This window comes from Rossellomorea oryzaecorticis (assembly GCF_038405515.1).
Taxonomy (GTDB): Bacteria; Bacillota; Bacilli; order Bacillales; family Bacillaceae_B; genus Rossellomorea; species Rossellomorea oryzaecorticis_A.
Map to the genome: position 1 here is coordinate 29,620 of NZ_JBBYAF010000012.1, position 20,947 is coordinate 50,566.

At 41.3% G+C, this 20,947-nt stretch carries 20 protein-coding genes; 13 read left to right on the top strand and 7 right to left on the bottom strand.

Features of this window, described 5'->3' with window-relative positions:
* Nucleotides 1–51: 51 nt before the first annotated feature.
* Both AAEO50_RS07960 and plsY read right to left on the bottom strand, forming a co-directional pair.
* On the bottom strand, nt 52–1,209 hold the full coding sequence (locus tag AAEO50_RS07960; RefSeq protein ID WP_341982267.1) for a CapA family protein: 1,158 nt from the start codon (nt 1,207–1,209) through the stop codon (nt 52–54).
* 283 nt (nt 1,210–1,492) lie between these two features.
* The gene (plsY, locus tag AAEO50_RS07965; protein WP_341982269.1) at nt 1,493–2,080 is read right to left on the bottom strand and encodes a glycerol-3-phosphate 1-O-acyltransferase PlsY; all 588 of its coding nucleotides are present in this window, start codon (nt 2,078–2,080) and stop codon (nt 1,493–1,495) included.
* 199 nt (nt 2,081–2,279) lie between these two features.
* Between plsY and AAEO50_RS07970 the strand changes: the two genes are divergently transcribed.
* The 11 genes from AAEO50_RS07970 (at nt 2,280) to AAEO50_RS08020 (ending at nt 15,152) form a co-directional block, all read left to right on the top strand.
* Nucleotides 2,280–3,572: a purine/pyrimidine permease gene (locus AAEO50_RS07970; protein ID WP_341982270.1), complete on the top strand. Its 1,293-nt coding sequence runs from the start codon at nt 2,280–2,282 to the stop codon at nt 3,570–3,572.
* 138 nt (nt 3,573–3,710) lie between these two features.
* Nucleotides 3,711–4,688: an ABC transporter ATP-binding protein gene (locus AAEO50_RS07975; protein ID WP_341982272.1), complete on the top strand. Its 978-nt coding sequence runs from the start codon at nt 3,711–3,713 to the stop codon at nt 4,686–4,688.
* The gene (locus tag AAEO50_RS07980; protein WP_341982274.1) at nt 4,685–5,344 is read left to right on the top strand and encodes an ABC transporter permease; all 660 of its coding nucleotides are present in this window, start codon (nt 4,685–4,687) and stop codon (nt 5,342–5,344) included. Before AAEO50_RS07975 ends, AAEO50_RS07980 begins: the two co-directional genes overlap by 4 nt.
* 23 nt (nt 5,345–5,367) lie before the next feature.
* On the top strand, nt 5,368–6,267 hold the full coding sequence (locus AAEO50_RS07985; RefSeq protein ID WP_341982275.1) for a glycine betaine ABC transporter substrate-binding protein: 900 nt from the start codon (nt 5,368–5,370) through the stop codon (nt 6,265–6,267).
* 151 nt (nt 6,268–6,418) lie between these two features.
* On the top strand, nt 6,419–6,829 hold the full coding sequence (locus AAEO50_RS07990; RefSeq protein WP_341982277.1) for a CoA-binding protein: 411 nt from the start codon (nt 6,419–6,421) through the stop codon (nt 6,827–6,829).
* 299 nt (nt 6,830–7,128) lie between these two features.
* Nucleotides 7,129–9,099 (top strand): DNA topoisomerase IV subunit B, encoded by a 1,971-nt coding sequence (parE, locus tag AAEO50_RS07995; protein ID WP_341982279.1) that lies wholly within the window; start codon nt 7,129–7,131, stop codon nt 9,097–9,099.
* Nucleotides 9,100–9,102: 3 nt separating this feature from the next.
* A complete protein-coding gene (gene parC, locus AAEO50_RS08000) occupies nt 9,103–11,532 on the top strand; it encodes a DNA topoisomerase IV subunit A (RefSeq protein WP_341982281.1) in 2,430 nt (809 codons plus the stop codon).
* Between the two features lie 204 nt (nt 11,533–11,736).
* Nucleotides 11,737–13,164, top strand: a complete 1,428-nt coding sequence (locus tag AAEO50_RS08005) for an alanine/glycine:cation symporter family protein (protein ID WP_341982283.1) — start codon at nt 11,737–11,739, stop codon at nt 13,162–13,164.
* A 141-nt stretch (nt 13,165–13,305) separates the two neighbouring features.
* Nucleotides 13,306–14,091: a hypothetical protein gene (locus AAEO50_RS08010; protein WP_341982285.1), complete on the top strand. Its 786-nt coding sequence runs from the start codon at nt 13,306–13,308 to the stop codon at nt 14,089–14,091.
* Nucleotides 14,092–14,139: 48 nt separating this feature from the next.
* The gene (locus AAEO50_RS08015; RefSeq protein ID WP_341982287.1) at nt 14,140–14,610 is read left to right on the top strand and encodes a staygreen family protein; all 471 of its coding nucleotides are present in this window, start codon (nt 14,140–14,142) and stop codon (nt 14,608–14,610) included.
* An 89-nt stretch (nt 14,611–14,699) separates the two neighbouring features.
* The gene (locus tag AAEO50_RS08020) at nt 14,700–15,152 is read left to right on the top strand and encodes a PH domain-containing protein (protein ID WP_341982289.1); all 453 of its coding nucleotides are present in this window, start codon (nt 14,700–14,702) and stop codon (nt 15,150–15,152) included.
* Between the two features lie 327 nt (nt 15,153–15,479).
* Here the strand turns inward: AAEO50_RS08020 and AAEO50_RS08025 are convergent, their stop codons facing one another.
* Nucleotides 15,480–15,677, bottom strand: coding sequence for an LAGLIDADG family homing endonuclease (locus tag AAEO50_RS08025; RefSeq protein ID WP_341982417.1), 198 nt, complete (start codon nt 15,675–15,677; stop codon nt 15,480–15,482).
* 576 nt (nt 15,678–16,253) lie between these two features.
* On the opposite strand from AAEO50_RS08025, the gene AAEO50_RS08030 reads away from it, so the two are divergent.
* Nucleotides 16,254–16,436 carry a CsbD family protein gene (locus AAEO50_RS08030; protein ID WP_341982291.1) on the top strand — a complete coding sequence of 61 codons (183 nt, stop codon included), beginning with the start codon at nt 16,254–16,256 and terminating at the stop codon, nt 16,434–16,436.
* A gap of 200 nt (nt 16,437–16,636) precedes the next feature.
* Here AAEO50_RS08030 and AAEO50_RS08035 read toward each other — a convergent pair whose 3' ends face one another.
* A complete protein-coding gene (locus tag AAEO50_RS08035) occupies nt 16,637–17,644 on the bottom strand; it encodes a DUF3231 family protein (RefSeq protein WP_341982293.1) in 1,008 nt (335 codons plus the stop codon).
* A gap of 171 nt (nt 17,645–17,815) precedes the next feature.
* On the opposite strand from AAEO50_RS08035, the gene AAEO50_RS08040 reads away from it, so the two are divergent.
* Complete coding sequence (locus tag AAEO50_RS08040) at nt 17,816–17,998, top strand: CsbD family protein (RefSeq protein WP_341982296.1); 183 nt, start codon at nt 17,816–17,818, stop codon at nt 17,996–17,998.
* A gap of 208 nt (nt 17,999–18,206) precedes the next feature.
* Here the strand turns inward: AAEO50_RS08040 and AAEO50_RS08045 are convergent, their stop codons facing one another.
* The 3 genes from AAEO50_RS08045 to AAEO50_RS08055 are packed head-to-tail and all read right to left on the bottom strand — an operon-like array spanning nt 18,207 to nt 20,940.
* Nucleotides 18,207–19,013 carry a serine hydrolase gene (locus AAEO50_RS08045; protein WP_341982299.1) on the bottom strand — a complete coding sequence of 269 codons (807 nt, stop codon included), beginning with the start codon at nt 19,011–19,013 and terminating at the stop codon, nt 18,207–18,209.
* Nucleotides 19,013–20,017 carry an oligopeptide/dipeptide ABC transporter ATP-binding protein gene (locus AAEO50_RS08050; RefSeq protein WP_341982301.1) on the bottom strand — a complete coding sequence of 335 codons (1,005 nt, stop codon included), beginning with the start codon at nt 20,015–20,017 and terminating at the stop codon, nt 19,013–19,015. Before AAEO50_RS08050 ends, AAEO50_RS08045 begins: the two co-directional genes overlap by 1 nt.
* Nucleotides 20,014–20,940: a C40 family peptidase gene (locus AAEO50_RS08055; RefSeq protein WP_341982303.1), complete on the bottom strand. Its 927-nt coding sequence runs from the start codon at nt 20,938–20,940 to the stop codon at nt 20,014–20,016. Before AAEO50_RS08055 ends, AAEO50_RS08050 begins: the two co-directional genes overlap by 4 nt.
* Nucleotides 20,941–20,947 lie beyond the last annotated feature (7 nt).

A 20,947-nucleotide genomic window follows, 5' to 3' on the forward strand; every position in this document is an offset into this window, starting at 1 on the left:
AGCTTTTTGATTTGGATTAAACATTTCGCTTTAACAGAACAGTTGTAAAAACTATTGCGGAACACCCTTCATCATATGAGAAACCATCTCATCCTCAGTATATGAGATAAATCCATTTTTTTGTGCAAAATCAAGCGGGTAGATACGATAGTTCTTATAATTGTTCTCAGCTACAAAGGTGGGGTAGAACTCAATTGAAGGATAGGTAATCACAGCCCCAGCCGGACTTCGCATCTTTTCAACTTGAACTTTAGCCATGCCGCCGATGTCTTTAAAATCATCTTTTTGGCCCGAAAGGAAATTCCCCAGCGAATAAATGACGACCGCGTCACGCCCGTCACTTGTTTTTAACGTCTGAATCGGCTGCAGGACGTGAGGGTGATGACCAAAAATGATATCAGCACCGTTGTCAGTAAGGACTTTCGCGAGTCTTTGCTGTTCATCCGTTGGAAAACGCTGATACTCATTTCCCCAATGAAGGCTCATGACCACCATATCAATATCCATTGTTCTGGCTTTCTTGATCTCTGCAATTATTTTCTGTTCATCGAGAAGATTCACCAAGTAATCCTTTCCTTCAGGTACAGGAATCCCATTGGTCCCATACGTATAAGAAAGAAGGGCGAACTTGATGCCATTTACATTGAATGTACGGATGTTTTCCTGATCTTCTGGATTTTTAAAAGCTCCGACATACGGCATTGAAATCTTTTCATAGTAGTCGATTGCACTCAGAAGTCCTTCTTCACCCTGATCGAGTGAATGGTTATTTGCTGTAGTGACTGCATCAACACCGGTTTCCTGAAGGGACTTTACAATTTCTTTCGGACTATTGAAAAGGGGATAGCTTGATAAACCAATTTCACTGCCCCCTGGTGTGGATTCCTGATTTGCAATCAGAAAGTCGGGTTGTGACAGTATCTCTTTTACCGGTGCAAACATCGGCGAAAAATCAAATTGAGAACCTAGTTGTGCATCTTCATAAACCTTGTCATGAAGGAGGATGTCCCCGATCGCTGCAATGCTTGCAGTAGACTTCATTGTTTTACCTTCTGCCTGGACTCCTCTCGTTGCATGAAGAAGAGAAGTCTTCTTGCCCGGCTGCTTATCAGCATTCCAGCTTTTATACTGGTCCGTAACCAAATATCCTATAACGAGCAGTAATGGTATCACAACCATCAAACTTGTAATGTATAACTTTCTATTCATGTTCAAACTCCTTCGTCCTCACTTCATCTATTCCCATACTATTTTACAGGAAAAAAATGAAAAGCGGGAGATGCAATTCAAGAAAAACCGATTAAATACGATGCGTTTTCCTTCTATTATAGTCGATATCCAAAGGGGTTAACCGTGCTTGACTAAATTGAAGTAGTCACAAGTGTCAGCCAGCCTCCATCCAATAAAATCACCATGTGAAAAAACGGCCTAAAACCGTGCATTTCATGCCGCTACAGCGTGAAATGACTAGTTTTAAGCCGTTAAATGTCTTTTAAAGCCACTTAATTTTAGGTTCAGTCCTGTTTTTAATACGAACAATGTTTGCACGGTGTCTGTATATGACGAACAAAGCGAGTACACCAACTACAATCATCAATGGAATATCCCCGGTGAATAAAGTGTAGGTAAAAGCAATGATGGCTGCAATCATGGATGATAACGATACGTACTTAGACACATATAAACCGAGAAAGAATACTGCAAGTAGTATTACAAATAGTAAAGGATCGTATCCCAAAAGTACTCCGCCGGAAGTTGCAACCGCTTTTCCACCTCTGAAATTGGCGAAAAGGGGGTACATATGACCAATAACTGCAAATATACCGGCCATAAGCATGAACATCTTTGGTTCAACACTGAAAATCAACGGCAATAAAGCTGCAGTCGTACCTTTTAGAATATCCATAATGGTTACGATCAGACCTGCTTTCACACCTAGTGTTCTAAACGTGTTCGTACCGCCAAGATTTCCGCTTCCATGCTCGCGGATATCAATTCCGTAAAACTTTTTCCCGATGATTAACCCTGAGGGAATGGAGCCCAGTAGATAAGCTATAACAAGAATAAGGGCATAAATCATAATCACTGCTCCTTTAATTATGTAGTGCGTTCTCTATTTTAACACGTTTTGGGTGAAAACGGGAGTGAATCAGGAATTTTTTAGTACCTGTTCATAAAACTAGATAATATTATTTAATGTTTGTTGAAGACACAAGCTCATCCCCTTTATATGATAAAATGAATACACTTTATACTTTTGGAATTGAAGGTGACATGTTATGCATTTGTTTTTGTCGGCGCTTCAATGGGTGGCCTTCATGGTCGCTGGATCAATTGCAGCTCCCATTGCGATCGCTGATTTATTTCAGCTGTCTCCTATAGAGACCGCAGGATTCATACAGCGGACCATCTTCGTATTAGGAGCAGCGGGTCTCATTCAAGCTCTGTTTGGACATAAACTGCCAATCAATGAAGGACCTGCTGGTCTTTGGTGGGGTGTATTCGCCATCTATGCGGGATTTTCAGGGACTCTATACAGCAGTCATAAATCAGTATTGACTGTTTTACAAGGCGGGATGATCGTCAGTGGAATCATTTTTTTCATTTTGGCTGCAACGGGTCTATTAAGAAAGCTAACTTCCTTATTTACTCCAACCATTACATTTATTTATCTGATGCTGTTGATTCTGCAATTGAGCGGTTCTTTTGTTAAAGGTATGTTCGGGATCAGCGGTGAAGGAGGGGCGATGCAGCCTTTCGTCCTCATTGGAAGTGTGTTGACCATACTTGTGGCACTGTATCTCTCCAGTCATAAAATCAAGTGGATGCAACAGTATTCCATCATCCTCGCTCTACTTGCAGGGTGGCTCATATTTGCCGTGATGGGATTAGGCGGCCAAGTAAATGTATCAAGTACATGGTTTGCTTTACCTGAAATTTTCGTATTCGGAACACCGGTATTTGATACCGGGGTCGTCATTACATCCGTCTTCATAACCTTTCTGCTAACGACAAATATGATCGCATCGATCAGAGTCATGGAAGAAGTAATGAAATCTCAGGGCCATCCCGTGTATGAACGGTATTCAAAGAGCGGGTTTGCTTCAGGTATCAACCAGCTTTTAGGTGGAGTATTTTCTGCCATCGGCTCCGTTCCTATATCAGGTGCAGCCGGTTTTGTGACAGCGACGAGAATGTATCGCCTTCTTCCATTCATAGTAGGATGTGCCATTATCATCGTCATCAGCCTCGTACCCAAAGTAATGAATGTATTTGCCAGTTTACCCGCACCGGTCGGATACGCGGTCACCACAGTTATCTTCATCAAGATGGTCGGCCTTGCCCTGGGAGAATATCAGAAAGAGACAAATCTGGAACGTACTCATTTTGTCGCCGGTATCTCTCTGATAATTGGTGTCGGGGCTATGTTCGTACCACCTGAGGCTTTTAAAGATGTTCCTGTGGTAGCAGCTTCCATACTCAATAATGGCTTGATTCTTGGGACCGTGACGGGAATACTGGTAGAGCAATCTATCAAGCTGAAAAAGGATAAATCGATGGAAAGCGAGTAAACTATTTGTTTACTTGCTTTTTTTCGTTTAGCATTAAATAAGTGGAAGATTTTTCATCAATGATTGTCAATATGTTTACCTATTTGAGATTGGGGGTATTCTTAGTATGTTTAGATTAGATTTCAGGCAGGTGGTTAAATGATTGAATTCAAGAATGTCAGAAAAGTGTATGAAGATGGAACAGAAGCGATTAAAGGAATCGACTTGAAGATTCCTGAAGGTAAACTTGTCGCATTGATCGGTCCAAGCGGGTGCGGAAAGACGACCACAATGAAAATGATCAACAAGTTGATCGGACTGACCAGCGGCACGATTACAATCAACGGCAGGGATATTTCGGAAGAAGATGAAGTGGAACTGAGAAGGAGTATTGGATATGTGATCCAACGTATCGGACTCCTCCCTCATATGACGATAGAGGAGAATATTAGTCTGACTCCGAGATTAAAAGGATGGAAGAAAGAAAAATACGAAAGCAGAGTAGAAGAATTGATGAACCTGGTGGGACTTGAACCTGGTATTTACCGTAAAAAATACCCACTTGAATTAAGCGGAGGACAGCAGCAAAGGGTAGGTGTCATTCGCGCATTGGCTGCAGAACCTCCTATTATTTTGATGGATGAGCCTTTCAGTGCACTGGACCCCATCAGCAGGGAGCAACTGCAGGATGAACTAAAGCACATCCAAAATTCGATACATAAAACCATCGTCTTTGTCACGCATGATATTGATGAGGCCCTGAAAATTGCAGATGTAATTGCCGTCATGCGGGACGGGAAAATCGAACAAATCTCCACTCCTCGGGAATTGATTTCTTCACCGGCCAATGAATTTGTCCGCTCCTTTATCGGGGAGCACCGATTAAATGTAAGTAAAAAAGAGTTCTTGGTGGCAGATATCATGGATGATGCCTCAATCTTCCCGGAATTTGAAGCAGCTGAATATGAAACAATTCCCCACGATGCCACCCTATCAGAAGCCGCGGGTATGTTTGTTTCTAAACAGCCCGATAAACTGGTCGTCATGAAAGGCGGCAGTCAGGTAGGCAGTGTATCAAGAAGTGATATATTGAAAGCTGTGGCATCAGAAAGCAGAAGGGAGGCTCAATCACAATGATCCAAGCCCTTTCGCTATCATTTATCAATACGCTTACAACCCGCTCGGATGATATCATGACCGGACTGGTTGAGCATCTTTATCTATCTTTTATCTCGATATTTATTGCGATTGTCATTTCATTGCCGCTTGGAATCTACATATCCAGAAAAAAGCAGATCGCAGAATTCTATATCGGGATCACCGCTGTCTTTCAAACGATACCGAGTTTGGCCTTATTCGGCTTTCTGATTCCTCTCCTCGGAACCGGAAGTACAACGGCGATCATTGCACTTACTGTGTATGCATTGCTGCCGATTCTCAGAAACACGTTTACCGGAATAGCAGGAGTAGATGAAGGAGTCATTGAAGCGGGAAAAGGAATGGGAATGACCAATTCACAGCTCTTATTTAAAATAGAACTGCCTCTTGCACTGCCCTTTATCATGGCCGGGATCCGCACCGCCACAGTCTTGACGGTCGGTGTTGCCACGCTTGCGACGTTCGTCGGCGCTGGAGGATTAGGGGACCTGATTTACAGGGGGCTATCTACATGGAATAATTCCCTTGTGCTTGCCGGGGCCGTCCCCGCTGCACTCTTGGCATTATTCTTTGATTTTCTGTTAAGACTTTTGGAAAAGGCCACAACCCCAAAAGGGTTAAAAGCCCGTAAGTAAATTTTCAAAAAAGGAGCATATCTATGAAAAAGAAACTGACACCCTTCATTATCCTTTTAGCTGCCTCGATCCTCATTGCAGGCTGCGGCAATAACGGGGGGAAAGACACAATCACAGTATCAGGGAAAATGTGGACAGAACAATTTATCCTGACTCATATCATGGCTGAATTGCTTAAGGAAAAGACAGACCTCGATGTCAAGGTTGAAGAAGGCTTAGGTGAGGTGTCGATCCTGACACCTGCTCTTGAAAAAGGTGATATCGATGTGTACGTGGAATATACCGGTACCGGTTTGGAAGCTGTACTTAAAGAACAAGCAGCAGAAGGAGCTTCCGGGGACGAGATACTTGAACAGGTCCGAAAGGGCTATGAAGAAAAATTCAATGTGACATGGCTGAAACCTCTGGGATTCGAAAATACGTACACCCTTGCTTATACAGAGGATCAGGATTTTGATGCTAAAACATTCTCTGACCTGGTGCCCCTTTCAAAGGACCTGAGCTTCGGGGCCCCTCACCAGTTCTACGAGCGTGAAGGCGACGGCTATGATGCTTTTTCAGAAGAATACGGCTTTGAATTTAAAAAGAAGGAAAGTTATGACCCGAATATCATGTATGAAGCAGTGAAAAACGGTGACGTTGATATCATCCCGGCGTTTACAACCGATGGCAGAATTGAACGATATAATCTAAAGTCAACAGAAGATGATAAAGGATTCTTCCCGCCTTATGATGCGGCACCGATCATCCGTCAGGAAGTACTGAAAGAGCATCCAGAGGTAGAAGACACGTTAAATGAATTAGCGGGTCAGATATCTGAAAAGGAAATGAGTGAATTGAACGCCAAAGTGGATATTGATAAAAAAGAACCAAAAGATGTAGCACGGGAGTTCCTCATTTCAAAAGGACTAATCAAGGAATAACCAAAGATAAAGTGAATCCTTCAAGATGGATTCACTTTATCTTTCGAAGAACATATTCATAAAATTTTGAAAAATACAGGAAAATATGCTATAAAATAGAATAGGACTTTAGAACGCATGCAACTGATATTCAGAAGGACGGTGTATTCTTATGATAGAAAATCCAACACGTGAAGAAATAGGACAAATATTGAAAGACTCGAAGCGGATTGCAGTCGTTGGATTAAGTGATAATCCACATCGCACATCCCATTCCGTGTCTAAGGCGATGCAGGACCAAGGTTACGAAATCATCCCGGTTAACCCTACCATCGATTCCGCATTAGGGGTAAAAGCGGTATCTTCTTTGGAGGAAATCGAAGGAACTGTTGATATTGTCAATGTTTTCAGGCGTTCGGAGTTTCTTCCCGGCATCGCTAAAGAATTTGATAAAATAGATGCTAAGGTTTTCTGGGCTCAGCTGGGTGTGATGAATGAAGAAGCTTACTCTTTTCTCAAAGAACGAGGATATACAGTGATTATGGATCGTTGTATAAAGGTTGAACATGCTTTAACCAAATAGTTCTCACTAGGTGCAAGCGGCGTCTACCGCTTGTTTTTTTTCGGAAAATTGGTTAATCGCTTTCATAGGGGATGATTCAAGCTTGAAAACCTGTGATAAATCCTCTGAAACCAGGCATTAATTAGAAAATTAATTTGCGAAAATGAAATAAAACGCTACAATATAGCATAGTGGTTTACCTTTGAAATGCGTAAAATAGGTAAACGAACAAATGTTCTTGTGTTATAGTAAATAGAGAACATATATTACCCGTTAAGATCTAGCAGATACGGGCAGAGAAGTTTGAAAGGGGAATGTTCGTGGCCAACAAGACACAGTCCATGGCTTATAATGATGATGCAATTCAGGTTTTAGAGGGCTTGGAAGCCGTTCGTAAGAGACCTGGGATGTACATTGGCTCTACTGACTCCAGAGGGCTGCATCATTTAGTATATGAAATTGTAGATAATGCAGTAGATGAAGCACTAGCAGGCTTCGGTAATGAAATCAATGTCACCATACATAATGATAACAGCATTTCCGTTCAGGACAGGGGACGAGGGATGCCAACAGGCATGCATAAAATGGGGAAACCCACTCCCGAAATCATAATGACCGTCCTTCATGCAGGCGGGAAATTCGGCCAGGGCGGATACAAGACAAGCGGCGGCCTCCACGGGGTAGGTGCTTCAGTCGTTAACGCCCTCTCAGAATGGCTCGTTGTTACAATTGAAAGAGACGGTATCAAGTATGAACAACGCTTTGTAAAAGGCGGAAAGCCGGAAACAACTCTCGAAAAGATCGGGAAAACCAAAAAAACCGGGACACGTATTCATTTTAAACCTGATCCTGAAATATTCAGTTCAATTACTTACAATTACGACACATTATGTGAACGATTAAGAGAATCAGCCTTCCTACTGAAAGGCTTGAAAATAGAAATCATAGATGAACGCCACGATCAAAAAGAAGTATTTCTTTATGAAAGCGGCATACAAGCCTTCGTAGAATACTTAAATGAAGAGAAGGACAGCCTCCATAACGTTGCGTTTTTTGAAGGAACCAATAACAGTATCGAAGTAGAGTTCTCATTCCAATTCAATGACGGATTCTCTGAAAACATTCTGTCTTTCGTGAATAACGTCCGTACAAAAGATGGCGGTACACATGAAGCAGGAGCCAAAACTGCAATGACAAGGGTATTCAATGAGTATGCCCGTAAAGCGGGAATCCTTAAAGATCGTGATAAGAATCTTGAAGGGACGGATATCCGCGAAGGCCTTGCAGCCATTGTATCTGTCCGTATCCCGGAAGAACTTCTTCAGTTTGAAGGACAGACAAAAGGAAAGCTCGGTACAAGTGAAGCCCGTTCAGCAGTGGATTCCGTCGTTTCTGAGCACTTGCTGTATTTTCTGGAAGAGAATCCTGATACAAGCTCACTGCTGATCAAAAAATCGATCAAAGCGGCTCAAGCACGGGAAGCTGCACGAAAAGCCCGCGAAGATGCACGAAACGGCAAGAAGCGAAAACGTTCTGAAACTGTACTTTCAGGCAAATTGACCCCTGCTCAATCGAGAAATCCTCAGCGGAATGAACTGTATCTGGTGGAAGGTGACTCTGCAGGAGGTTCTGCCAAGCAGGGACGTGACCGTAAGTTCCAGGCGATCCTGCCGCTTCGTGGAAAAGTCATCAACACCGAAAAGGCGAAGTTACAGGATATCTTCAAAAATGAAGAAATCAATACCATCATTCATGCGATTGGTGGCGGAGTCGGTCCTGAATTCAACGTAGAAGACATCAATTACGACAAAATCGTGATCATGACAGATGCCGATACGGACGGAGCACATATCCAGGTCCTGCTGCTTACCTTTTTCTACCGCTATATGAAGCCACTCGTTGAAGCGGGAAAAGTGTATATAGCGCTTCCTCCTCTTTACAAAGTGAGCAAGGGGACAGGGAAGAAAGAAAAGATAGAATATGCCTGGACGGATGAAGAACTTCATGGCGCCATGAAAAAAATTGGAAAAGGCTATATGATTCAACGCTATAAAGGTCTCGGGGAAATGAATGCCGATCAATTATGGGAAACGACGATGGATCCGGAAACAAGGGCCCTGATCAGAGTAAGAATCGATGATGCTGCACGTGCTGAACGTCGAGTCACGACCTTGATGGGCGATAAAGTCGAACCTCGTCGTAAATGGATCGAAAGCAATGTAGCATTTGGTTTGGAAGAAGACGGCAGCATTTTAGAAAACGAAAACATCACGGTCGCGGAGGAGGGGTAATACATGACAACTGTAGAGAGATATCAAGATTTGCCTCTTGAAGAGGTGCTTGGCGACCGCTTTGGACGATATAGTAAATACATTATCCAAGAACGTGCATTACCGGATGCACGGGATGGATTAAAGCCCGTGCAGCGCAGGATACTCTATGCGATGTATGTGGATGGTAACACACAGGAAAAAGGTTTCCGGAAATCCGCTAAAACGGTCGGTAATGTAATCGGTAACTATCACCCTCATGGTGACACCTCTGTTTATGATGCAATGGTGCGGATGAGTCAAACGTGGAAAGTACGTAACTACCTTGTTGAAATGCACGGGAATAACGGAAGCATCGATGGCGACCCGCCTGCTGCAATGCGTTATACAGAAGCCAGGCTTTCGGCAATTTCTATGGAATTACTACGTGATATCGATAAGAATACGGTAGAGTTCATCCCTAACTTTGATGATACTTCAAGTGAGCCAACCGTACTTCCTTCTCGATTTCCAAACCTGTTGGTTAATGGATCGACGGGTATCTCAGCAGGATATGCAACTGACATCCCGCCACACCATTTGGGTGAAGTGATTGATGCAACGATCATGCGCATTGAAAAGCCCGAGAGTTCAGTCGATGATTTAATGACTGTCATGAAAGGGCCTGACTTCCCTACCGGAGGAATTATCCAAGGGGTAGACGGTATTAAAAAAGCTTATGAAACCGGGAAAGGAAAAGTCGTTGTCCGCGGAAAAGCCGAAGTCGAAAATATACGGGGAAGCAAACAGCAGATTATCATCACGGAAATTCCTTATGAAGTGAACAAAGCGAACCTTGTAAAGAAGATGGATGAATTCAGGCTGGACCGAAAAGTTGAAGGGATCGCAGAAGTTCGGGATGAGACCGACCGCGAAGGGTTGCGGATCGTCATCGAACTGAAGAAGGATGCAGATGCGAACGGCGTGTTGAATTACCTTTATAAAAATACCGATCTCCAGATTTCCTATAACTTCAATATGGTAGCAATCCATAACCGCCGTCCTAAACTTATGGGGCTAAGAGAGTTATTGGACGCGTATATAAAGCATCAAAAAGAAGTGGTAACAAATCGTACAAAGCATGATTTGAAGAAAGCCAGCGATCGTCAACATATTGTCGAAGGGTTAATGAAGGCACTTTCCATCCTCGACGAAGTGATCGCTTCCATCCGCGCTTCAAAAGATAAAAAAGATGCCAAATTAAACTTGATCGATCAATTCCAGTTTACTGAAGCACAATCAGAAGCGATCGTTAGCCTTCAGTTATATCGTTTGACCAATACCGACATTACTGCATTAAGGATTGAAGCGGAAGAGCTTCAGAAATTGATAGCGGAATTAACGGGGATACTGGAAAGTGAAAACAAGTTATTCAATGTCATCAAGAAAGAATTAAAAACAATCAAAAAGCAATTTGCAGATGCAAGACGCACTCAAATTGAAGAAAAAATTGAAGAGATCAAAATCAATTTGGAAGTGTTGATTGCAAGTGAGGACGTCATGGTGTCAGTCACTCGTGACGGGTACATTAAACGCACAAGCCTGCGTTCATATGCAGCATCGAATGGGCAGGATCTCGCTATGAAAGAGACGGACAGGCTGCTTGCTCAGTATGAGATGAATACGACGGATGTTCTCCTGGTCTTCACCAATAAAGGGAACTACATCTACTGCCCGGTGCATGAGCTGCCGGACATCCGCTGGAAAGATCTTGGCCAGCATGTAGGTAACATCGTACCGATCGACCGCGATGAACAAGTGTTAAAAGCGATACCTATTAAAGAATTCAACGAAGAGCAATATCTTCTTTTCATAACCAGAAACGGTATGACCAAAAAGTCTGAGCTCTCTCAATATAAAGCACAGCGATATTCACGTCCACTTGTCGCCATCAACCTTAAGGGTGATGATTCATTAGTTGACGTACATCTGACCGATGGGAAACAAGATCTGTTCCTGGCTACCAACCTTAGCTATGGATTGTGGTTTGCAGAAGAAGATGTAAGTATTGTCGGCCCTAGGGCAGCGGGAGTAAAAGGAATCAATTTGAAGGAAGATGACTATGTCGTTTCGGGTAAAGTGATAACCGATCCGCTAAAACAGTATATATTCCTGGTCACTCATCGAGGTGCAGTTAAAAAGATGAAGATTTCAGAGTTTGAAAAAACCACTCGGGCAAAACGAGGGGTCATCATGCTCCGTGAGTTGAAATCAAATCCACATCGAGTCGTTCGCATTGAAGTTGTGAATGATTCAGATACGGTTGAACTGCTATCAAAAAAAGGCAAAAATGAACTTATAAAAATAACGGATCTTCGAGCCAATGATCGATATTCCAACGGATCATTCATTATAGATGAAGCTGAAAGCGGTCCTGTTATAGAAACTTGGTTAAAACCAACCGAAAATGAATAATAACTTAAAAACCGACTAAAGGGTGCTTAGTCGGTTTTTTTCTATTTCAACAGTCACCGAACAACCATAAGGTTTATTTTATCATTATGTAATTTGTATTTGATTGGAAACCGTTAATTTGATAGATTAAAAAGGTGTCGTCCGGGGTAAACATACATAGGTCATATATTTTACATTTTATTACAACCAGGAGGGGATTCATGTATGGAATTATTCAATACCGTACTCGGTACGTTAAATGAGTATATGTGGTCTTATATACTTATTGCAGGTCTTGTAGGACTCGGGCTTTATTTCTCGCTGCGTACCAAGTTCGTCCAATTTCGCTATATTGCTGAAATGGGACGTTTATTGACAGATAAAACGACAATATCTGCAAAAGGAAAAAGAGGGATTTCTTCTTTTCAGGCATTCACCATCAGTACAGCATCCCGTGTAGGTACAGGTAATCTTGCAGGTGTTGCTACAGCCATTGCCGGGGGAGGACCCGGAGCGGTATTCTGGATGTGGCTGATTGCATTACTGGGAGGGGCCACCAGCTTTATTGAAAGTACACTGGCTCAGATTTATAAAGTCAAAGATGGGAAAGATGGATTCCGCGGCGGTCCTGCGTATTATATGGAAAAAGGACTGAATGCCCGATGGATGGGAATTCTTTTTGCTGTCATTATTACATTTTGTTTTGGGTTAGTATTCAATTCCGTACAATCCAACACCATCTCTCTTGCTATGGAAGGTGCTTATTCCTTTGACCGCTTAACCACAGGAATCATTTTAGCGGTTATGACGGCAGTTGTCATTTTTGGAGGAATCAAACGGATCGCTCACGTTACTCAGATTCTCGTTCCAGTAATGGCCGTCCTCTATATTATTCTTGCACTCTATATTCTAATAACGAACATTACGATGCTGCCTGATATGTTCGTTATTATCTTTGAAAGTGCATTTGGATTCAGGGAAGTTGTGAGCGGCGGAGTAGGAGCAGCTATCATGATGGGGATCAAAAGAGGACTGTTTTCTAATGAAGCCGGTATGGGTAGTGCACCGAATGCAGCTGCAACAGCCGGTGTCACACACCCTGTTAAACAAGGATTGATCCAGACTCTTGGCGTATTCACTGATACATTAATCATTTGTACAGCGACTGCCTTTATGATCATCCTATCTGATCAATATACTACCGGTATCGACGGTATTCAGTTAACACAAGCCGCGCTGAGTTTCCATGTCGGTGCTTGGGCTGATTCATTTGTAGCTATTGCAATCTTTTTATTTGCCTTCAGTTCTGTAATCGGCAATTACTATTATGGTGAAACAAACATAGAGTTTATCAAATACAGTCCGGTCGCTCTGTTCATCTACCGAATTGCCGTAATTGGCATGGTGATTTTCGGTGCAGTAGTGAAGCTTGATGTGGTTTGGGGAATGGCAGACTTATTCATGGGCCTCATGGCCATCATCAACTTGATAGCCATCACTCTATTGACCAAGATTTCTCTTGCAGCCTTGAAGGATTATCGTGCACAAAAGAAACAAGGTAATGATCCCATATTCTACTCTAATTCGATTGAAGGGTTGAAAGGAATTGAATGCTGGGACGAGAAACCGGGTACGAAATCGGAGAATCTATAAAAACTTGCGGCATGTAAACAGTGACTCACATTAAATAAACATAGCAAAAGACCAACTCATTATTAAGAGTTGGTCTTTTTACATACTTTTTCCTTATTTGGTCATGATAATAGAGAATTATCTTACCGAGGAGAGATCACTATGCGTAAAGAGTTATTGTTTGCTTTTGGTGCATTTTTCATTATGTCATTACATGCGATTGCAGGAACTTTCACAGAAAAAAGTGCGGAACAGTCTGAAATCAATCAGTTGACGGTAAACACATATGAAGTGGATGTTACGGGAGACGGAAAAAAAGATAATATTCAATTGAACGCCATCCCGTTCTCTCCTGATGCATTATTCTTAAAAGAGGTATGGGCAGAAATTACAACCTCAAATGGAAGTGAAATACGGATAGATTATGATGGTGGCTATGAACCTCAGATAAAGTTTGTTGACCTGAATCATGACGGGATAAAGGATATGTTTTATTCTGCTGCAACGGGGGGAAGCGGAGGTCTGTACGACATGGCTTTGCATACGCTCGCTGATAACAAATTACTTGATTTGGGATTGCCTGAAGGACTTACCATCCAGGCTCAATTTCAAGACAATTATCAAGCCACTATTACATTCACAGACTCTAATCAGTCCTATACAGTGGATGTAAGCGACCGGAAAGAAGATTACGAACGCCTTGGAATCTATTCCGACGGAGAATTAAACGAACCGATGGAACTAACGGTCCTGCCGATTGCATTTTACGAACCTGTAAAGATAGAAGGGAAAACGGGTAAAGGGTTAAAAGGATACCAGCAGATCAGCGGAGCATATAAAGCTGATGGAATTGGCACTGCAGCTTCCTATTGGTATTACGAAAATGACGAGTGGAATTTGATTAAGATAGAGTGGCAGGAAGATTCTGGGGATAAGCACAGAAGGTAGGCGATTGACATACACTACTATAAGCCCAATTCTGAAGGAGGCTTATATATGAGTGATTTCAATCCTGATAAGTTATCTGTTACCTATTTGCCCCCAGCATCAATCTTTAATCCGATTGACAACAGGAAGTATACATTAACTCACTCTGATTTGACCGGGGAATTATACGTGAGTATTGGCTCTCAGTATGATTTAATGAAGATTAATGCACAAATGAGAGATGAAGTGCTTGGGGAATGGCGCCGGGAGCAAGGGCAATATACACTTTGCGGAAAGGTGTATGTGAGCGGCGGAGAGTTTGACGAGAAGCTGTCTAAGGTCCGATTCATGATTTTCAAGAAGGAGCTGCCATTGGCATTGACAGCCATCGTAAATGGCGATCAGGGGTTTTATACGTACTATCCGTGGCTTCTTGATGCGCCTATTTATATTTATTTCGAATCGGTATTTGATGAATTTAATCAGGTTATTTATTTCGGCACACCCAGACAATACTTATTAAAAAGACTCCATGCATAAAGAGCATTGTGCTCTTTATGCATTTTTTTATGTATATATGAAACCATTTGTACTCCTAAACGTACTAAGAGTAAAGAGGAGGGACTCATATGCGCTTTTATTCTAAAAAGGGGAAAGTGTTGTTTCCTTTACTAATTATCCTGTTGATTATCATGGCTGCATCATCGCTGACATCAATCCTGGATTGGGGTTTACTTCATAATATACCAGGGGTAGAAGAATCCGACGCAGGCTCATTATTTATTACTGTACCTGTAATGGCCATCATCATCTGGCTTATATCAGCAACTTATTATGAAATAAATGGGGAAGAACTTAAAGTTGCAGCAGGACCGATCAGATACAAGATTCATATCCATACGATCAGAGCAATCGAGGCTTCAAATAATCCTTTATCAAGCCCGGCATTATCATTGGACCGCCTTAAAATCACATACAATCAGAGCAATACAGTATTAATTTCACCGAAAGATAAGCAGGAATTTGTCAAAGAGCTATTGAAAATCAATCCGAGTATCAGGGTTGATTTGAAGAAAAAGTAAACGACAGTAATTATGTAAACTAAGACAAGTATGGACGGGAAAGCTGGAATCAAGGAATCCAGAAAGATCGTTCATATTTTTTTATTGGAAGAAAAATGATTGAATAATTATGATTGATTCTTTGTGTGAAATAAGCGATTAATCAATGAAAAAATTAATTCAAATTTGTTTATTAAAAAATGAAATGTGGATCAAGCAGATTTTGATCAACGAAATTAATGAAATAACCAACAGCTAATTAAGCTTATTTTTTAATTTTGTCTCAATATTAATAGTATACTTATGATATGAGACTGAAATCAGGATTTTTATTTAGGTTCCTAGAATTTATATTATGTAAAGTGTAAAAATTTTAAATAAGTACACCCTCTTATTTCCACTCACTATACAAACACAGTTCCTGCTTTTGTATATGCTCCCATCTCCATCAAAATAACCTCTTATGAAGTGGTTTAAGTAAGAGTCTGGTATTGTTGGGAGTTGAATGCTCAATGATTTATTGGGTTGAATACCATGTAGTGTCATAAGATCATCTTTAAGTATTTTACTGTGAATTCCCAAGGTGTAAACTCCTGTATCAGGATTTTGAACAAGTGGATGATTAGACTGCAATTCTATTTTGATTTTTTCTAGTATCTCTATATCTTATTAACACATCCATCTGCAGCAAAAAAACCCAAAATATAAGCCATATTGTTAGACCATTTCTTAAAGTAATGCTCGTTTACTTCATATTTACGCTTCCAGCTGCCTTTTGCTCTTCTCTTTACATTGTTTTTACGAAAAACCAAGTTTACATAACGTGACAAATATTGGCTATCTCTGCTATTGCCACTGTTCTCATGCCTTCTTCGTATAACTTTACCATCTCTTGAGCTTCTAAGGTGCATTTTTTCTTTACCATACCCAGCACCACCTTATTTATCACTAATTACAGTATACGAACATTTGTTCTTAACTGTAATTTTTAACACTTTCAGTGAAAATTTAAATGATTTAACATAAATTGCTATCAGTATTTTAAGCAGCTTCTAGTTTAATTATCATCATATCTGGCTATTGAATAAATGAAATCATTATTACAGAAATGAGGTTGTTAAAATGCGGGAAAATAAAGACCAAGTAAAGGGAAAGCGTAAGCAAACTAAGGGAGATGTACAGAAAACCTGGGGGAAACTCACAATGGATGATCAACAAATTGCAGAAGGCGAACGCAGAAAGGATAAAGGTAAGATTCAAGAAAAGGTTGGCGATGTAAAAGAATCTTTAAAGAAAAGTTGGTAGCTTCAATATGGTGTTTGACCCGACTGCACATCAATAAAGGACGATTTCCTACTTCTATAAAAAAGCAGGAAATCGTCCTTTATAATTTGTAATCGAGTTTTAGAAATACGTTACTCTAACAAATGCAGACTTCCCCTATTAAGTCCTCCATCATGAATTCATTCAAGCATTTTCCGATGTTGATGAGCATCTACCTCTGGCTAGACTTTTCTGCTTACTGCTTGAGGAGGTTCTTCAAACCATTTCTCCTTTATTGCTAACAGCAAACCTTGTCCGTAAAACTTCTTCATATCATCGGATATTCTGCCTAGTTTAAGAATTATATCTGTCCTTAAACTGGAGGTCATAGCTTGGTTGACCATGTTAAAACAGAAAATACCCAGACAAGTATTCACAAAAAACAGCATTAACTTATCAGAGAATGGAGAAATACCAATATTGGACATTTTATAGTCCCCTGATGCTGATACGGGAATATTTTCTTTATCCATTATTTCTTGAAGCTGATGTAATACTTTATCAATCTGATCTCTGCCTTTACCAAAGTGTTTTTTTACCTCTTTTTCTTTTGCAAATTTACTAAAAGTGACAAATACCATTTTTGAAAACTGTGCTCTATGGATAATTCTTGATAAGTTGGCGATTTCAGCAGTGTTCAAAGGTCTTGATGCACCCAGAAAACCATTGAGATAAATCATTGAATCAGCAAATTCCACCTCACTGTCTATCTCTATTTGTGGAGGTCTCAAATATACTCCTTGTGATAACATTATTTGTACAATCTTATTCTGAACTTCCACAGTGAACTCAATATTATTCTGGAAATGATCTCGTATCTTCTTTTTGGTACAGTCTGATAAGGCAGATGGATATGTACTCATAGAAAGATGTGTTGTATCAAAACAGATATACAATATAAATGTGTCTGAAAACACTTTGGGAGCATTAACATTTACGTCCTTATCGGTAAACCCAAGAGGAATGGTTAGATTCTCTTGGATAAAAATCTCTTCAAGTTCTTTTATATTTTCTTTAGATTGATTTAACATCTTTCCTATCACTTGCTTTATCTCATTATTTTCCGTGCTTACATGCAAATACTCAAAGAGCCTTCGATCCATACTGTTCTTTAAGTATGAAGACCAAAGATTAGAAACCTCATTCACAGTTAGATCTCCAAAAGGCATATTGTTCATTGCATTACTCATGTTCACCCGCTCCTTTATATGTAGTTTTCCTTATTTACAATTATTTATTTATAGAAAGTTTAAAACTGATATCAGTAATTGGTATATCTTTCTGATTGATTTTTTGTTTATTCTCTTTGATTCAGGGATATAGACTAATAAAGATAAAATTCTAACAGTGAGGTTGATAATATGAAGGAAAATAAAGATCAAATGAAAGGTAAACGTAAGCAAACAGAGGGAGATTTAAAGAAAACCTGGGGTAAACTTACGATGGATGATCAAAAGATTGCAGAAGGAGAACGTGATAAAGATAAAGGAAAGGTTCAAGAAAATTACGGAAGCGTGAAGGAATCCATTAAAAAGAAGTGGTAACCTCTCACCTTTTGCAGCAACACGGTGTTTAATCTAACAAGATTTTAAAAGGAGGATCCTTTTTATAACCAGAAAGGGTCCTCCTTTATTATTAGACATTTATCCGTTAACTACTCTAATTGCCATTTCCCCAATGTCAGAACATTAGTTCCTTTTTATAGCCGCTTCCTTATCTGTTTGAAAATTAACGATTTTTCAGGCACTCTTTTTAAAGAAGTACGTATTCATTGACTATATACTCGTTTAGATACTCCCCGATTTTGATGATCATTTCCCTTCCCTGGTGGATATCTTTCAGTCCTACAATCAAAACCGAAGCATAGACTGTATGTTCCTTATACCGTAAAATCGCGCAGTCATGCTCAACGCCCGGCAGCTCACCTGTTTTATTTGCAACATAGATATGATCTCGGTTAATTTTTGCCGGCAGCTTTTGATTAAATTGCTGGTTATGAAGCATCTTCAGCATTGACTCACGGCTGTTTGCATGAAACATTTCATCCTTATCAATGGCCTTTAAGCAGGTAAGAGCATCCCTTGCAGACATCTGATTATCGACCCCTGATTGCAGTGCATCTAAATCCATCAGTTTACGATTTAATTGTGTTTCTTTCAGTCCAAGTCGTTTACACATTTCATTGACCGCAATCATCCCTATACGGTCGATCAGAAGATTAGTTGCCGTGTTATCGGATACAATGATCATCAACGTGAGCAAATCGTGAATCGTCACGTTTGAATGCTGTGACAATAGGTCGAGGACCCCTGCTCCGCCCACTTTTTCTGGTTGTGGAACAGGGATGATCTCATCAGGATGAAGATTACCATCTTGAATCTGATAAAAGCCTTCAAGTAAAATCGGAAGTTTGATTAAGCTGGCTGCTGACAATGGCACTTCGCTATTATGCTTTATGGAGCATTCGGAAAGCTCTATGGCTAGACTGACTCGGCCTTGGCCTTCAGCTATCACTCTTTGAATCTTTTCCTCCAACACTTTAGCTTTGATCACATCCATTATTTCGTCGCTGCCACTTCATCATGATCTTTTCGTATCGTTTTATCATACAGATGACATGCCACATAGTGATTTTCCTCCACCTCATGCCATTTCGGCCCAATCGACGCACAGGCCTCCATCGCTGCAGGACACCTGGTTCGAAACACACAGCCGCTCGGAGGGTTCATAGCGCTCGGGATTTCCCCCTTCAGGATCATCCTTTCACGCGCATCCTCGACATCCGGATCAGGAATCGGAATCGCTGAAAGTAAGGCTTGCGAATAAGGATGGAGAGGCTTTTTATATAATTCTTTACTGTCAGTCAACTCGACGATGTGACCGAGATACATAACGCCGATTCTGTCGCTGATATGCTTAACCATGGAAAGGTCATGAGCGATAAAAAGGAATGTCAATCCCTTTTCATCCTGAAGCTTTTTCAACAAATTGACGATTTGCGCCTGTACGGATACATCGAGTGCCGAAATGGGTTCATCTGCAATGATGAATTCCGGGTCCAGGGCAAGAGCACGGGCAATTCCTATCCGCTGTCTCTGTCCGCCGCTGAACTCATGAGGATACCGGTTCGCATGATCACGATTAAGTCCCACATCTTCAAGAAGTTGATAGATCCGCTCCATCCGATCTTTTTTATCCTTATATAACCCATGGGCTTCCATTGGTTCCGCGATGATTTCACGTACGGTCGACCTGGGGTTCAGCGAGGCGTAAGGGTCTTGGAAAATCATCTGCATCTTGCCGTAAAACGACCGCTTCTCCTTTTCCGTCAAAGTGTGGACATTTTTCCCGCTATAGGATACTTCTCCCTCTGTTGCTTCGTATAGTCCGATGATGGTCCGGCCGGTAGTGGACTTTCCACAACCGGATTCCCCGACGAGTCCAAAGGTTTCACCTTTATAAATGTCAAAAGAGACGTTGTCCACTGCCTTCAGCACTTTCCCTTTATCAAGGGTGAAAAATTTTTTCAGATTATTGACTTCCAGAAGCTTTTGACTATTCACGATGCATCCCCCGTCTCCTGCCAGTAGCGTCTTGCTGCACAGAGTTCCTTTTCATAATAGGTCCCTTCGAGTGTGATGATTTCAATCGTCTTACCAGTATTAGGCGAATGGATCATCTGGCCATCACCGTAATAAATGCCAACATGGTGAATGCTTCCCTTCCCTTCTTCATAAGCAAAGAATAGAAGGTCACCCGGTTTTAAATCATCAAGCGTTATATCTTCCCCTTTCTTTGCCTGGTCGCCCGCGTCCCGGGGGATCACATATCCATTTGCTTTGCACATTGAATAACTAAATCCTGAACAATCGAATCCATAACTGCTCATGCCTCCCCATAAGTAAGGGAGATCAAGGAAAGCTTCTCCTGATTTTACGATATCCACTCCATTGCCTCTTCCATCCTTAACAGCTCCGCTGGAGACACATACATTCTCACGCTCAAGATAATGTAGTCCTAATGGTGTGCGAACCATAACTCTGTTTCCGTCTTCCCGCTCAATAGGCAGGGAGGTTAAAAAACTCAGCTCAAGTTCTTTTTCCCCTTCTTCTGTGAATAAATCAGCGAATTTGCTTGTTACAATGGCAAATGGACCCGTTTCCGTCTGGGTATCCTTTTTGCTGAGCTGGACGGCAGGAACCCAGCCTGGATATCCCCTCTCGTCTTTTGAGGATGCCTGGTCCAGGACGATTACATGAGACCAGCCTTCTTTTTCTTCGAGCACCAGTACTTCCTGCCCGAATAATGCCTGCGACTGGATGCGGTTCTCATCACATAGGGCAAGTCTAGTTTCGTGTGTTAAGGAATCGAGCCATTTTTTTATGTTTACTGGATTGGATACTGCGGCTGCATCGAGTCCGCGTGCTGATTCAGGTGATGTCCAAACCGTTGCTACCGGTACATTGACTGCGGCTTTAATTTTCATATGTATT